This is a genomic window from Devosia sp., from assembly GCF_028290625.1.
In the GTDB taxonomy this organism is placed as follows: Bacteria; Pseudomonadota; Alphaproteobacteria; order Rhizobiales; family Devosiaceae; genus Devosia.
On sequence record NZ_JAQGJM010000018.1, the window covers coordinates 20510 to 34854 of the forward strand.

The 14345-nt window shown below is 62.5% G+C and carries 16 protein-coding genes; 7 read left to right on the forward strand and 9 right to left on the reverse strand.

Going from position 1 to position 14345, the window contains the following annotated elements; translation table 11 throughout:
* Positions 1-102: 102 nt before the first annotated feature.
* Positions 103-717, forward strand: coding sequence for an alpha/beta hydrolase (locus JWR51_RS09410; RefSeq protein WP_299746658.1), 615 nt, complete (start codon positions 103-105; stop codon positions 715-717).
* A 5-nt stretch (positions 718-722) separates the two neighbouring features.
* On the opposite strand, the gene JWR51_RS09415 is transcribed toward JWR51_RS09410, so the two are convergent.
* The gene (locus JWR51_RS09415; protein ID WP_299746660.1) at positions 723-1169 is read right to left on the reverse strand and encodes a hypothetical protein; all 447 of its coding nucleotides are present in this window, start codon (positions 1167-1169) and stop codon (positions 723-725) included.
* Between the two features lie 416 nt (positions 1170-1585).
* On the opposite strand from JWR51_RS09415, the gene JWR51_RS09420 reads away from it, so the two are divergent.
* From JWR51_RS09420 to JWR51_RS09430, 3 genes are all read left to right on the forward strand, one after another.
* Complete coding sequence (locus JWR51_RS09420) at positions 1586-3079, forward strand: diguanylate cyclase (RefSeq protein ID WP_299746663.1); 1494 nt, start codon at positions 1586-1588, stop codon at positions 3077-3079.
* 68 nt (positions 3080-3147) lie between these two features.
* Positions 3148-4152, forward strand: coding sequence for a lysozyme inhibitor LprI family protein (locus tag JWR51_RS09425; RefSeq protein WP_299746666.1), 1005 nt, complete (start codon positions 3148-3150; stop codon positions 4150-4152).
* A gap of 25 nt (positions 4153-4177) precedes the next feature.
* Entirely contained in the window at positions 4178-5224 is a 1047-nt protein-coding gene (locus JWR51_RS09430; protein WP_299746669.1) for a DUF3298 domain-containing protein, read from the forward strand.
* Here JWR51_RS09430 and JWR51_RS09435 read toward each other — a convergent pair.
* From JWR51_RS09435 to JWR51_RS09450, 4 genes are all read right to left on the reverse strand, one after another.
* Entirely contained in the window at positions 5221-5517 is a 297-nt protein-coding gene (locus JWR51_RS09435) for a GNAT family N-acetyltransferase (protein ID WP_299746672.1), read from the reverse strand. The two genes, JWR51_RS09430 and JWR51_RS09435, sit on opposite strands and share 4 nt — an antisense overlap.
* A gap of 63 nt (positions 5518-5580) precedes the next feature.
* Positions 5581-6153 carry a tetratricopeptide repeat protein gene (locus tag JWR51_RS09440; RefSeq protein WP_299746675.1) on the reverse strand — a complete coding sequence of 191 codons (573 nt, stop codon included), beginning with the start codon at positions 6151-6153 and terminating at the stop codon, positions 5581-5583.
* A gap of 62 nt (positions 6154-6215) precedes the next feature.
* Positions 6216-6917 (reverse strand): DedA family protein, encoded by a 702-nt coding sequence (locus JWR51_RS09445; RefSeq protein ID WP_299746678.1) that lies wholly within the window; start codon positions 6915-6917, stop codon positions 6216-6218.
* A 31-nt stretch (positions 6918-6948) separates the two neighbouring features.
* Positions 6949-7647: a DedA family protein gene (locus tag JWR51_RS09450; RefSeq protein WP_299746681.1), complete on the reverse strand. Its 699-nt coding sequence runs from the start codon at positions 7645-7647 to the stop codon at positions 6949-6951.
* 125 nt (positions 7648-7772) lie between these two features.
* Here JWR51_RS09450 and JWR51_RS09455 point away from each other — a divergent pair, with 125 nt between their 5' ends.
* Positions 7773-8165, forward strand: a complete 393-nt coding sequence (locus JWR51_RS09455) for a RidA family protein (RefSeq protein WP_299746684.1) — start codon at positions 7773-7775, stop codon at positions 8163-8165.
* A gap of 190 nt (positions 8166-8355) precedes the next feature.
* On the opposite strand, the gene JWR51_RS09460 is transcribed toward JWR51_RS09455, so the two are convergent.
* From JWR51_RS09460 to JWR51_RS09470, 3 genes are all read right to left on the reverse strand, one after another.
* Positions 8356-9207 (reverse strand): fumarylacetoacetate hydrolase family protein, encoded by an 852-nt coding sequence (locus JWR51_RS09460; RefSeq protein WP_299746687.1) that lies wholly within the window; start codon positions 9205-9207, stop codon positions 8356-8358.
* A gap of 92 nt (positions 9208-9299) precedes the next feature.
* Positions 9300-9731 carry an RbsD/FucU domain-containing protein gene (locus JWR51_RS09465; RefSeq protein WP_299746690.1) on the reverse strand — a complete coding sequence of 144 codons (432 nt, stop codon included), beginning with the start codon at positions 9729-9731 and terminating at the stop codon, positions 9300-9302.
* Between the two features lie 16 nt (positions 9732-9747).
* A complete protein-coding gene (locus JWR51_RS09470) occupies positions 9748-10497 on the reverse strand; it encodes a GntR family transcriptional regulator (protein WP_299746693.1) in 750 nt (249 codons plus the stop codon).
* A 147-nt stretch (positions 10498-10644) separates the two neighbouring features.
* Between JWR51_RS09470 and JWR51_RS09475 the strand changes: the two genes are divergently transcribed.
* Positions 10645-12183 (forward strand): altronate dehydratase family protein, encoded by a 1539-nt coding sequence (locus tag JWR51_RS09475; protein WP_299746701.1) that lies wholly within the window; start codon positions 10645-10647, stop codon positions 12181-12183.
* Positions 12184-12473: 290 nt separating this feature from the next.
* Positions 12474-12872, forward strand: a complete 399-nt coding sequence (rnk, locus tag JWR51_RS09480; RefSeq protein WP_299746696.1) for a nucleoside diphosphate kinase regulator — start codon at positions 12474-12476, stop codon at positions 12870-12872.
* Between the two features lie 5 nt (positions 12873-12877).
* On the opposite strand, the gene JWR51_RS09485 is transcribed toward rnk, so the two are convergent.
* Positions 12878-13798 (reverse strand): SMP-30/gluconolactonase/LRE family protein, encoded by a 921-nt coding sequence (locus JWR51_RS09485; RefSeq protein WP_299746699.1) that lies wholly within the window; start codon positions 13796-13798, stop codon positions 12878-12880.
* Positions 13799-14345: the final 547 nt, after the last annotated feature.

Consider the following 14345-nt stretch of genomic DNA (forward strand, 5'->3'; position numbering starts at 1 on the left):
GTTCCATTGTCAAGCAATTGGCAACAGTGCGTGACGCATGGGTCCGATTGTGGTGGATGCCGTTTGCCCGATATCACGGTCAACGCAATGCAGGAGGCCGCCATGTCTGACTATGTTTATCGCGAAGCCAAGGGCGAGGCGGGGGCGCCGCTGCTGTTCGTGTTCCATGGCACTGGCGGGGACGAGAACCAGTTTTTTGACCTTGGCGGCGAACTGCTGCCCGGCGGGCGGATCGTGGCGCCGCGCGGTGACGTGTCCGAGGGTGGGGCGCTCCGCTATTTCCGCCGCACCGGCGAGGGCCGCTACGACATGGCGGACCTGGCGCTGCGGACCGGCACGATGGTTGAATTCGTCAAGGCACGGATTGCCGAAAGCCAGCCATCCCGAGTGATCGGGCTGGGCTATTCCAATGGCGCCAATATTCTGGCCGCGGCGCAGTTCGCGGCGCCGGAGCTGTTCGACGCTGCAGTGCTGATGCATCCGCTGATCCCGTTCCAGCCCGCCCCGGCGCCAGGCCTCAAGGGACGCAACGTGCTGATCACGGCGGGCAAGCGCGATCCGATTGCACCCGCCGCGGCGACGCAGCAATTGGCGGACTATTTCGTCGGACAAGGCGCAGCAGCAAACCTGCTCTGGCACGATGGCGGGCATGAACTGCGGCAAGAGGAATTGCGCGAGACGCAGCGGTTTGTTGGGTCAGTGGTGGCTGCCGCCTAGCAAAGTCAAACCAGGCCGTGATCGCGCATGGCCTGTTCCTCGTCGGGGGTGATGTAGGCGAAAATCTCGGCGTCGCCACTGGCGATGGTGACGAAATAGAGGTTGCGGAAAGCCACGTGGCCGCTCACCCCAGCCTTGTTGATGTAAGCGAAGTTCCAATCGACGTGGGCGATGGCGTGCAGGTCATCGAGCTCGGTGATCACCAGGTTGGTGATGGTCATATGCTTGCCGCCGACATCGCGGTAGTGGGCGAAGCCGGGAGCGAGGGCGGCGCGGAATTTGTCGTCATTGGCGCCGCCCATCACCCCCTTGGGACTGGATTCGACGAAGAAGGGCGCGAAGCTCGCCACCATGCCGTCGATATCCTCGCGCGGCGGATTTTGCAGTGCGGCGTCACTGCGCGCCCCATAGGCCTCGAACAGCGCGCGGGCTTTGGTTTGCAACTCGCTCATCGGCTCCTCCTCATGGTTGGAGAGCAAACGCGGGCCCATGCGGTCAGGTTCAAAATTCCGGCAGCACTTTGTTAATGATCTTTAGATGGGTGTCCCCTAACAATGGCGAACAGGTATCGCTTTGGTTGCGCTGACCTTACCTATTGATGGAGCGCGAAAATCGACGGCCTGAGGGGGCGAATTTCCGCGAGCTTGCGGACACGCGTGCTGGTGCTGGTACTGCTCGGCTTTGTGGCGGTAGCGGTGCCGGCCTATGCGGCATTTTCCTGGATCGTCAATTCGACGGTGATCCAGCTGGGCACCCTGTTTGCTGAAAAACAGATCCTCTACGATCGCTTTCGTGGGCTCGAAGCGCTGACGCGGGAAGTGTCCCTGGCCGAAACCCTGGCCGGCACGCAGGCGATCCGCGACTGGCGGTGGACGAAACCGATCCGGACAAGCGCCGTCGCGCCATCGCCGAGCTCGAGCATTACCGGCAGTCGTTCACCGACAAGAGCTATTTCTTCGTCATCGGCGCCTCGGGCAATTACTATTTCAACGATGCCAGCAATGCCTATGCGGGCAACCAGTACCGCTACACGCTGGACCCCAACAATCCGCGCGACGGTTGGTATTACAATACGGCCGCTTTGGGCCAGGGTTGCCACCTCAATGTCGACAATGACGACACGCTGCGCGTCACCAAGGTGTGGATGAACTGCGTGATCCGCGAGGGTCGCAAGGTGCTGGGCATTCTGGGTACCGGCATCGATCTGTCGGCGTTCATCCGCGAAGTGGTCAACGTGCCCCAGGTTGGCGTGGTGGCGATGTTCGTCGATCACAATGGTGCGGTGCAGGCCCATCGCGACCAGAACCTGGTGGATTACCACAGCCTGACGCGCGAGATGACCGATCGCAAGACGGTGTTCGCCATGCTCGACCGGCCGGACGACGCCATCGTGCTGCAGACCATGATGAACGAGGTTTCGGCCGGCAACGCACTGGTCAAATCGCAGTTCATGCAGATCGGCGGCAAGTCGGTGCTGGTCGGCGTCGGCTATCTCGACAAGCTCGGCTGGTACAATGTGACGCTGATGGATATCGACACCATCATCGACAAGCGCCTGTTCCTGCCGGTGGGCCTGCTGCTGGCCGCCATGATGGCGCTGGTGGCGCTGGTGATCACGCTGGTGTTCAAGCGGCAGGTGGTGGACCGCGTCGGGCGGCTGGAAGCGGCGGTCGATCTGGCGCGAGGCGGCGATTATGCGGCTGCCGCGGCGCTGGCCGATGATCGCCAGGACGAGATCGGGCGGTTGTCGACGGCATTCGTGCAGATGGCCAAGGCGGTTGGGCAACACACCCAGGAGCTGGAAGCGCGGGTGCGGGCGCGCACCGAGGAGTTGGAACGGCTGGCGTTCAAGGACGGGCAGACCGGCATCGCCAATCGGCGCGGCTTCATGGCGATTTATCAGGAATTGCCGCGCGACCGGGCGCATGGGCTGCTGCTGGTCGATATCGATCGCTTCAAGACCATCAACGACACCTATGGCCATGCCGCCGGCGACGTGGTGGTGCAGGAAATCGCCCGGCGCATCCAGTTGGCGAGCGGGCTAGGCAATCACTGCGCGCGCTGGGGCGGCGACGAATTCGTCGTGGTGCTGGTCGACAGCGCGCCAGCCGCATTGCGCGCCATGGCCTATGGCTTGACGGCCCAGGTGTGCGAGGCGCCGGTGACGTTGCCCGATGGGCGTCCGGTCATGGTCACGATCAGCGTCGGGGCCTGTATTGCCGAAGCGGGTGAGACGCTGGAAACCACCACCGACATGGCCGACGCGGCGCTCTACATGGCCAAGGAGCAGGGCCGCAACAAGGTCGTGATTTTCGATTCCGATACTGCGTCTATCGACAAGGCCAGGCTGGGAATCGTCTAGGCTGCCGGGCGTTCAGGCGGTATTCAGAAGTCCCCGATTACACGCTGGCGCGACCCTGGGAGTTTGCGATGCGCTCTGTCATTGCCCTGCTGGCTTTCCTGACACTGTTGCCGGCCGCCCAGGCGGCGAGTTTCGATTGCACCAAGGCCGCAACGCCCATTGAAAAGGCGATCTGCGCCGATCCGGCTTTATCGCACGCCGATGACGTGATGGCGCTGGCCTATGTGGGGGCGATTTCGGGGCTGACCGAAGAGGCCGAAATCGTCACGCGCAAAGGGCAGCGCGACTGGCTGGATTTCACCGATACGGTCTGTTCGGACCAATATCTGCCGGGCGAGGACAGTGCCGCGGTGGAACGGCAACAATGCCTGCAGCGCCTCTACGATGCGCGGCTCAAGGTGCTGGAGCAGAGCCGCATGGTGGGCGGCATGCGGTTTTTCACCGCCGACACTTATGAGGCATTGCCCGACCCCGATGGCGGACGGTTCAAGCTGGGCCTCAAGGTGGTGTCGAGCTTGCGCATGGACGGCAATGACAGCTTGGCCAATGCCTTCAACGCCTATATGCGGCAGGTCACCGAGGACTATACGGGCGAGTACACCGACTTTGCCGGCACGCAGATGGACGACAGCGTAGCCAATGAGGACAATGATTTCCTGATGACGCTGGGCAGCGTCAACGCCAGGCGCATCAGCGTGGAACTAGGGCTGGAATGGTACGGCCATGGCGCGGCCCACGCCAATTCCAGCCTGGGCAATTTTCATTTCCTGACCGGGGAAGAACGGCCGCTCGAAGTCACAGACATCTTCCAGGGCAAGCGTTGGGGCACCGCGCTGGCGGACCTCGTCGCCGAGCGCGCCAGTGTCGATCTGCGGGATGGCGAGATCACCTATGATGCCGAAACGATGATGCCATTCGCCACCGATCCGCAGCGCTGGAGTTTTACCCGCGCGGGGCTGATGGTGCAGTTCGAGGATCAGGAAGTGATGCCCGGTAGTCCGGCGGTGAGCGTGGCCTGGGGGCGGCTGCGCGACTATCTGGCCGCCGATGCGGATGCTATCGCGCGCCCCTGACACTGGTTAATCTGAGGAGACGGCAATGATGCGGACGATATTGGGCGCGATGCTGCTGTTGCTGGCATTGGCTGTGGCGGGGCCGGCAAGTGCGGCGAGCTTTGATTGCAGCAAGGCAACAACGGCCTTCGAGAAGGCCATCTGCGACAATCCAAAACTGTCGGCGGATGACGATACGCTGGCCGTGGCCTTTGCCACCGCTATCGGCGGGCTCAGCAAGCCGGCGGTTACCGCGATGCGGGCCGAGCAGCGCGCTTGGCTCGACTTCGCCGCAAAATCCTGCACCGATAATGCCGAGCCACTGTCGGATTTCGATACCTACACCGACAACCAGATCGAGTGCCTGGGTCTGGCCTTTGCCACCCGAACGGGCGTTCTGGAACAGAGCCGGATGCTGGGCGGACGCCGCTTTGCCGTGTCCAGCCGCTATAGTGCGTTACCCGATCCGGACGCGGTGGATGATCCGACGTCCTATTGGAAGGTCGCAACCCACCAGCTCACCTATCCGGTGCTGGACGGAGACAAAAGCGAGGCCGCGGGTTTCGACAGCTTCATCAGCGACACCGTCGCGAGCGTCTCGGGCTCCATCACCGATGAGGGTGGCGACACGATGAGCGACGCGCAGAGCGATACCACGGTGGACATCACACTGTCCGAAGTGGTCGGCACGCGGGTGACGCTCAAGGTCATGACCAACTGGTTCGGCCACGGCGCGGCACACAGCAATTGGGGCATCACCTATGCCCACTATCTGCTGGGGCGGAAGCGCGCGATGGAGGCCGGCGATATCTTTGCGGGCGACGGTTGGGAAAAGACGCTGACCGATATCGCCACCACCGAACTCAAGCGCGAGCATGGCGACAATCTGCAGCTCGACGGCGTCGAGGACCTCGGCGCCATCATCACCGACCCAAGCCGCTGGAGCTTTGGCAGCGATTACGGGCTGACCATCCAGTTCGAGCCCTATGAGGTTGCCGCCTATGCGTATGGCGCGCCCACCATCGTGGTGCCGTGGGAAAGCCTGAGCGACATCATGTCGGAAAGCTCGGATTCCGTGCGGTACGGCAGTTAAGCACGCAGGTCCGCCCATTCGGGGTGACGACGGAACTGGGCTTCGACATAGGAGCACAGCGGCTCGATCTTGAAGCCTTCGGCGCGGGCGTCAGCGATGGCGGCGTTGACCAGTTTCGCCGCCACACCGCGCCCGCCGAATTCGGACGGCACGCCGGTATGGTCGATGCTCATCACGCCGGAAGGGGTCTTGCGATAGGTCATTTCGGCCTCGACGCCGGGCGCCAGGTCGACCATATAGCGGCCGCGAGTGGCACTATCCTGGCGGATGACTGTGATATCGGCAGTGGTCATGATGCGTGGTCCCGAGCGTTCGACTGAGCACAATGTCGGTCTGCACGAGGCGCCGCGCAACCCCTAGATGTGCGTTACGCCTTGCAGTAGTTCGGGGAATAGCGCGCGCTCAGCCAGGAATGGATGCAGGGCCGAAGCCGCGGACATATCCTTGAGCGCCAGGGCCCGCTTGCCCTGCCGCAGATAAATCATGGCGCGTCCCGACAGGGCGCCGAAATGGCGCGGTTCGAGCGCCAGGACCTTGTCGATATCGCTCAACGAGGTGGTGTAATCACCCTGCAAGTAATGGGCGGTGGCGAGCTGGTTCCAGGCCTCGGCATAGTCCGGGTAATCGTTGACGATAGCCTCAAACGCCTCGAGTGCGCCCGCGGGATCGAGCGCCAGCTTGTGCACCGCCTGCTGCATGCGAGCGGCAAGCGCCTCGTCGGGCGGGGTCAGCCACTGGGTCCAGATTTGCTGGCCGATGGCCTTGGCGCTGGTCGCATCAGGGGCGACGCGGAGCTGAGCGAACAGATTATCGAGAACGGGGTTGTCGGCGCTCTGGGCACTCGCGGGCGCCAGCAGCAACAAAAGCGCCAGCAGCGGCCCTAGCAGGGCTGTGATGACGGCCGGATAGCGGGCGATCCAGATGCGCATGGTCTGAGCTTGCCGCCAATTGCAGCCCGCGGCAAGACAGGAGTTTGTGAACCCTGATCGCTCTAGTGGGCGATGTCGGTCTTGCCCCAACGCGCCTGGATGGATTTGCCGAAGCTGCCGAGCCAGGGGGCGAGGGCCAGCAGGATGGCACGGTAGTAATGCAACAGCAGGAACAGCGCGACCAGGACCAGCGTGCCCACCACGATCACCAGTTCCAGCGACAGGCCGATGGACTTGAGCCAGGCAGTCAGCAGCATGCCGGGCAGGATATGGGCAGCGGCCCACACAAAAGCCGAGCTGATATTGATGAGGGAAAAGAAGCGGTAGTCCATGCCCATGATGCCGGCGACACTGGGGATCACGGCTTTGACGCCGGGGATGAAGCGGCCGATGAACACGCTCTTGCCGCCGTGCTTGGCGAAGAAGGCCTCGCCCTTGGCAATGAGTTCGGTGTGATACTTGAACGGCCAGACCGTGCGGATGGTGTCCTTGAGCAGATGGCCGATGCCGTAGGAGATCGCATCGCCGATCACGGCGCCGACTACAGCGGCGAAGTACACCTCCCAAAATGGCAGGCGGCCCTCGGCGATGAGCCCACCCGTCAGCAACAAAACCGGTGTGGAGGGTATGAAGATGCCGAGAACAAACACGGCCTCGGCGATGGCGACGCAGAAGATGAAGGCGAAGGTCAGCCAGAAATTGCCCGAGATGGCATCGAGGACGACGGAGAAGTAGTCCGAGATCGCGTGAAAAACATCAAACATCGGTCCAGGGTCACCATCGTCCGCTCTGGGGTCAGTGCGGGACATCGGGTTTGCGCCAGCGGCTTTCAATGGAGCGCCCGAAGCCACCGAGATAAGGCGCCAGAGCCAGCAGGATGGCGCGATGGTAGTGAATAAGGCCAAACAGTGCAGCCAAGATGACAGCGCCGAACAGGATCACCAGCTCAAGGCTGAGGCCGATCGATTGCAGCCACTGGGTCAGGTACATGCCCGGCAGGATGTGCGACGCCGCCCAGATGAAAGCCGAGATGACGTTGATGATCGTGAAATAAGCCCATTTCATGCCAAGCATGCCGGCAATGCCCGGGACCACGGCCTTGAGGCCGGTAATGAAGCGGCCGATGAAGATCGCCTTGCCGCCGTGCTTGGTGAAAAAGTCTTCGCCGCGGGCAATCAGCGGCAGGTAATTGGTGAACGGCCACATCGTTTTGATGCGGTCCTTGAGCAGGAAACCGATCCAGTAGCTGATGGCGTCGCCCACAATGCCGCCCAGGCTGGCCGCAAGAAAAATCGGCCAGAAATTGAGATGCTGTGTAGTGATCAGGCCGCCGACCAGCAGCAGGATAGGCAGTGATGGAACCAGCAGGCCGAGGATGAACACAGCCTCGCCAACGCAGACGAGAAAGACCAGGAAGACGAACAGCCAGTAATTGCTCGAAACCGACAGCATGATGTTGCTGATCATCTCGGTGATAGAGTGCAGAAAGTCCATGCCCGGTGGTTCCCCTGATGAGCCGATCCGGGTTCGTGCTCGGCATACGCCGGTCCTTCACCCATGGCCGCACATTGCTGTAGCATGACCACGCTGGCAAGCACTGCCAGTTGGAGGTCGTCACTATGTCGCTAGTTCACCACATGATTGCGTCAGGCCCGCGGCCGGTTGCGCCGTTTTCCCACGCGGTGGAGGCGGATGGCTGGGTCTTCATTACCGGCCAGATGCCGACCGACCCCGCGGCGCCCGATGCGCCCCTGCCCGAGGGAATCGAAGCGCAGACGCGGCGTGTGATGGAGAATCTGCGCGTGGTGCTGGCGGGTATCGGGCTGGGCTTCGAGCACATGACCATGGCGCGGATTTACCTGACGGCGTTCGAGCGGGATTATGGCGGGCTCAATGCCCTGTGGCCCAGCTTCTTCGAGGCAGGGAAATTGCCTGCGCGCACCACGATCGGGGTTACCGCGCTGGCGGTGGGGGCGCTGGTCGAGATCGATATGGTGGCCAAAAGGCCTTAAGCGTTGGGGCGATCCCAATCAAGGACACGGCGATAGAAGGCGGTGCCGCAAACTCGATGCGGCTCCTCCCCCGTGACGGGGGAGGATGGGTGGGGGTGTTCGGAGCCACGATTTCATAATCAGGGCTAAACATCCCCCCACCCTTGATCCCTCCCCGCGAGGGGGAGGGAGACGACTGCAATATTAGTGCTTACGCGCTATACGCCTTCGTCAGCTGGCGCTGTTCGCCCAGCCCTTCGATGCCCAGGCGCATGACGTTGCCGGGCTTGAGCCAGACCGGGTTCGGCTTGATGCCCATGCCGACGCCCGGAGGGGTGCCGGTGGAGATGATGTCGCCGGGCTGCAGGCTCATGAACTGGCTGACATAGGCGACCACGGTGGCGACGCCGAAGATCATCGTCTTGGTGGAGCCGTTCTGGTAGCGGTGGCCGTCGACTTCGAGCCACATGGACAGGTTCTGCGGATCGGCGACTTCGTCGCGCGTCACCATCCAGGGGCCGATGGGGCCAAACGTATCGCTGCCTTTGCCCTTGTCCCAGGTGCCGCCGCGCTCGGTCTGGAAATGGCGCTCGGAAACGTCGTTGACGACGCAATAGCCGGCGACGTGGTCCATCGCGTCGGCTTCCTCGACGTAGCGGGCTTCCTTGCCGATGATGATGCCGAGTTCGACTTCCCAGTCCGGCTTGATCGAGTTCTTGGGGATGATCACATCGTCATTGGGGCCGATGATGGCGCTGGTGGCCTTCATGAAGATGATCGGTTCGGCCGGGATGGCGGCGCCGGTTTCGGCGGCATGGTCGGCATAGTTGAGGCCGATGCAGATGAACTTGCCCACATTGGCGACGCAGGGGCCGATGCGGTCATTGACGTCGAGCTTGGGCAGCACGCCGATGTCCAGGGCGCGGATCTTGGCCAGGCCTTCGGGCGTCAGCGTCTCGCCGCCGATATCGCCCACAATGCCGCTGAGATCGCGGATGGTGCCGTCTTCGGCCAGGATGGCGGGCTTCTCAGCGCCCTTGGCGCCAACGCGGAGGAGTTTCATGAGGTCAGATCCAGTTGAGGGTGAGCAGGCAATAAAGCTAACATGTTAGCCTGTCGAGGCCGACCAAAGGCCAATCGGTTCGGTTGGCGGGATTATTGCGGGCGGATAATGCCCTTCTTGAGCAGGATATTGCCGTAGAGGCGACGCTCGCCGCTCTGCACGATGGCGTAGCCGGCCTTGACCCGGTCGTAGAAGGCGAAGCGTTCCAGCGACGTCACACCCATTTTGGGTTCGTGCTTTTTGACGATGGCATCGAACTCATCGACCACCGGCGGGCGGGCACTGGCGTCGCCCACCACCTGCATGACGATAGCGGCCTCATCGACGAAATCGTCGAGCGGCATCAGTGTGAGCACGGCCTCAAGGATATCGGTGGCGCTGATGCCATCGAGGCGCACCAAAGCCGGGCCGGCCGCGTCGGCGGGATAATTGGCGTCGACAATGGCGATTTCATCGCCATGACCCATGGCGCGCAGAATGCCGAGCAGGTCGGGGCCGAGCAGTGGCGGAATATTCTTGAGCATTTTGGTCCCCAGGGATTTAGCCGAACGGAAAACTGTCGCTGTCGCTGCCCAAAGTGGCGCCATCGGCGAACACCGACGGGTCATCGCGCGCAAAGGCGAACAGCTCGACCATGACCGCGTCGATATGGGCGCGGATGGCCCTGGTGGCCTGGGCCTGGTCTTGCGCCAGGATACCGTCGAAGATCGCCTGGTGCTCGGCAATGGTCAGCGCCAGCCGGCGCGGCGTGATGATCAGCCGGCGGGCGCGATCCAAATTGGCGCGGGCGCTGTCGATGATGTTCTTGATCTTGGTGAATTTCATCGAGCGGAAGATGATGTCGTGGAATTCGAGGTCGATCTGGTGAAACGCCTCGGCATCGTCGCGGCTCGCGGCTTCACGCTGGGCGGCCATATTGGCATGCAGCGCCTCGATGACCTCGGCATCGTGCTTGCCGATCAGCACGCGCAGGGCTTCGCTTTCGATGCCTTTGCGGATCAGCATATATTCGCGCACGTCGGCAATGCGCACCAGCGATACGGTGGAGCCGCGCTGCGGGGCGATATCGACCAGCCCCTCCGCCTGCAGCCGCGCCAGCGCTTCGCTCACCGGAAAGCGCGAGACGCCGAGCTGCTCGCAAATCGCGGTCTTGTCGATGCTCTGGCCCGGCGCCAGCGCCAGGGTGACGATGGCCTGGCGCAGCGCCGCCGTCACATCGAGCGTGACGCTACCGCGCGACAAAGCGGTGGGGCGGGCCAGAAAACGATAGGGACTTGCTTCCATAGTCATGCTAACATGTTAGTCAGACCCGTGGCGATTTACAACACGATTGAAGCCGGCGGCCCGCACCTCAGGTGCCTATGTGGCCGGTATTGAGTGTGCGGTAAAGCCTTGGCAGCAGCAGCACTCGAAAGTTCACACCCCATGTCGCAAACCATGATCCGCCCCGAAACCAGAACCCTGGTGCTCAATCCGGCTGACAATATCGCCGTGGCCCTGGCCAACCTGGATGCTGGCACCGAAACGCCGCAGGGCCGGATCGTGGCCAAGCGGGTGCCCAAGGGCCACAAATTCACCGTGCGCCCAGTGCGGGCCGGCGAGGCGATCGTCAAGTTCGGCCAGATCATCGGCTTCGCCAGCGTGGATATTGCGGCCGGCGAGTGGGTGCATGAGCACAATTGCGGTATGGGGGGCGCCGATGGCAGCCTCAAGCATGATTATGCCTTCACCGAAGGCGCGGTGCCTCCCGAAATGGTGCCGCTGGACCAGCGCGCCACGTTCCAAGGTTATCGCCGCGCCAATGGCTCGGTGGGCACGCGCAATTATGTGGGCATCCTGACCAGCGTGAATTGCTCCGCGACCGTCGCCAAGTTCATCGCCGAGGGCATCAATCGCTCGGGCATTTTGGATGACTATCCCGAAATCGACGGCGTCGTGCCCTTCGTGCATGGCACCGGCTGCGGCATGGAATCGCGCGGCGAGGGTTTTGACATCCTCAAGCGCACGCAGTGGGGCTACACCTCCAATCCGAACCTGGGCGCCGCCATGCTGGTGGGCTTGGGCTGCGAAGTGTTCCAGATCGGTCGTATGAAGGACATGTACGGCATCACCGAGAGCGAAACCTTTCAGACCATGACGATCCAGGAAAGCGGCGGCACCGCCAAGATCGTGGAATGGGGCATCGAGCGCATGAAGGAAATGCTGCCGGTGGCCGCCAAGGCGCGGCGCGAAACCATCGACGCGTCCGAACTGGTGCTGGCGCTGCAATGCGGCGGCTCGGACGGCTATTCGGGTATCACCGCCAATCCTGCTTTGGGCTACGCCGCCGATATCCTGGTGCGCAATGGCGGCACGGCGATTCTCAGCGAAACGCCCGAAATCTATGGCGCCGAACATCTGCTGACGCGCCGCGCGGTGTCCCGCGAAGTCGGAGAGAAGCTGATTTCGCGCATCCACTGGTGGGAAGACTACACCCAGCGCAACCACGGCGAGATGAACAACAATCCCTCGCCGGGCAACAAGCTGGGCGGGCTGACGACGATTCTCGAAAAGTCGCTCGGCGCGGCGGCCAAGGGCGGCACGACGCCGCTGACGGCGGTCTACGAATATGCCGAGAAGGTGCGCGAAAAGGGTTTTGTGTTCATGGACACGCCCGGCTTCGATCCGGTCTCGGCGACCGGGCAGGTGGCGGGTGGCGCCAACATTCTGGCCTTCACCACCGGGCGCGGTTCGGCCTATGGCTGCAAGCCGGTGCCTTCGGTGAAGCTGGCGACCAATTCGGACATGTACAATCGCATGACCGGCGACATGGACATCAATTGCGGCGATATCGTCGAGGGCGTTTCGATCGAGGACAAGGGCCAGGAGATTTTCGATCTGCTGCTCAAGGTCGCCTCGGGCGAGCCGACCAAGTCGGAAGCCTTGGGCTATGGCGACAACGAATTCGTGCCGTGGCAGGTCGGCGCGACGATGTAGGCTTTTGACGCCCAAACCGGCCGCCGCTTGACAAGGCGGCCGGGCTCCCTATTTTAAAGCCATGAACGCTTTTGCAATGCACCTGCGGGATTTTGCACGCCGGGAACACCCGGTCGCAGGCGCACGTCCCTAGACCTGAGCTGACGTCAAGCCGGGTTTAGGGTGGTTCTCCAGCGCTTTAGCGCTGCTCATAGCGGTATGTCCGCTCCGACGAATTCACAACAATCAACATTCTGCAAGCCAGCGCGGCCAAGACCGCTGCGGCTTGCCATTCTCAAGGACTTCTCATCATGCCAAGCATGAACTCTGTCACCCTGCGCCCCAAACTCGTGGTCGGGGAGGGTGACCACCGCAAGCTCATCGCGCTTGCCCTGGCCGGTATCGGCCACACCTCCGACGCAGCCGACGACCTGCTCTATGAACTCGATCGCGCCCGCGTCGTCAGCGACGCCAAACTGAGCGGCGCCGTTGTGCGCATGGGCTCGAGCGTCACCTATCGCCCCGATAACGGCGATGACCGCACGGTCACGCTGGTCTATCCCATCGATGCCGATATTTCGGCCGGCCGCATTTCGGTGCTCACGCCCGTGGGCACAGCCCTGATCGGGCTGACCAAGGGCCAATCGATCACCTGGAACGCCCGCAACGGCCAGCGCCATGTGCTGACCGTGCTGGAGGTGGAGGGCTAGTTCAGCTAAGGCCGCTGCAGACCCGTCGCCCCGACATAGAGCGAATAGACGTACTGGCTGGAGGTGATGAACAGCCGGTTGCGCCGCGCGCCGCCGAAGGTCAGGTTCGACGTGGCCTGGCCGGTGCGGATGCGGCCCAACAGGGCGCCGGCGGGATTGTAGACATTCACGCAGGGGCCGGCGCTGGTCCAGATATTGCCCTCGGTATCGAGCCGGAAGCCATCGGGCAGGCCGGTGTCGACATCGACATAGGTGCGCCCATTGGCCAGCGTCTTGCCGCCCATGACGTCAAACTGGCGGATATGGGCGGGCCAATCCGGATCGTGGCTGCGGCCGGTATCGGCGATGTAGAGAATGCTTTCGTCGGCCGAGAAGGCCAGCCCGTTGGGTTTGGCAAAATCGTCGACGACTACCGTCAGCGAACCATCGGCCGGATCGAAGCGGAACACGTTGCAGCGTTCCTGCTCCTGGTCGGACTTGTAGCCTTCGTAATCCGACAAAATCCCATACGGCGGATCGGTGAACCAGATCGTGCCATCCGACTTGACCACTACGTCATTGGGCGAATTGAGGCGCTTGCCCTGATAGCTGTCGACCAGCGTCGTCACAGTGCCATCCGGCTCGGTGCGCAACACGGCTCGGGCGCCGTGCGAGCACGAAATCAGCCGCCCCTCACGGTCGCGGGTATGCCCATTGGTGTAATTAGCCGGGCTGCGGAAGGTAGAGACGCCCAGGTCGGGCGTATAGCGCAAGATGCGGTTATTGGGAATGTCGGACCATAGCAGGTAGCCACCATCGTTGAACCAGACCGGCCCCTCGGCCCAGCGGCAACCATCGTACAGCGTCTCCATCGGCGCCGTGCTGATGACGAGATCGTAGAATTTCTTGTCGATGTATTCGAGATTTTCGCCTGCCAGCAATGCCATGTTCGTGGTCTCCCTTTGGCGGCATTTGAGGCAAGTGGGCGGGCGGGCGCAAGGTGGGTCGGCGCGGAATTTTGGATGTTTCGACGATCCAACCATCAAGGCCAACCGCACTTTGCCAAACACAATGCCGCCCCACCAACGGTGTCATACCGGCGCAGGCCGGTACCCATCCTGAGATGTGGCTGCAACCGCAGGTGGTTGCGAAGCCAACCTGCCACGTCCTCGTGGTGGTTCGAGGGTCGCTACGCTCCCACCTCACCATGAGGACTACTGAAACAACGCAATTCTAACGGCATCCCCATGTGAAAACTCCCTCAGTAGCCCTCGTGGTGAGGTGTGAGCCCTTGCGAGCCTCGAACCACGAGGGCGTGGCACAATCTATCCAACTAATCCCCACCCCCTCCACCCTCCCCCATAATCGCCCCCGATATCTCCACAATGGCTGCGGGTTCGCGACGAACGGCCGTGGGGAGTTTGGTGGGAGGGGAATGCGGTCGCGCGATCCCTGGGCCAGCGCGACGTTCGTCTCCTGAAACAATGGAGGCCA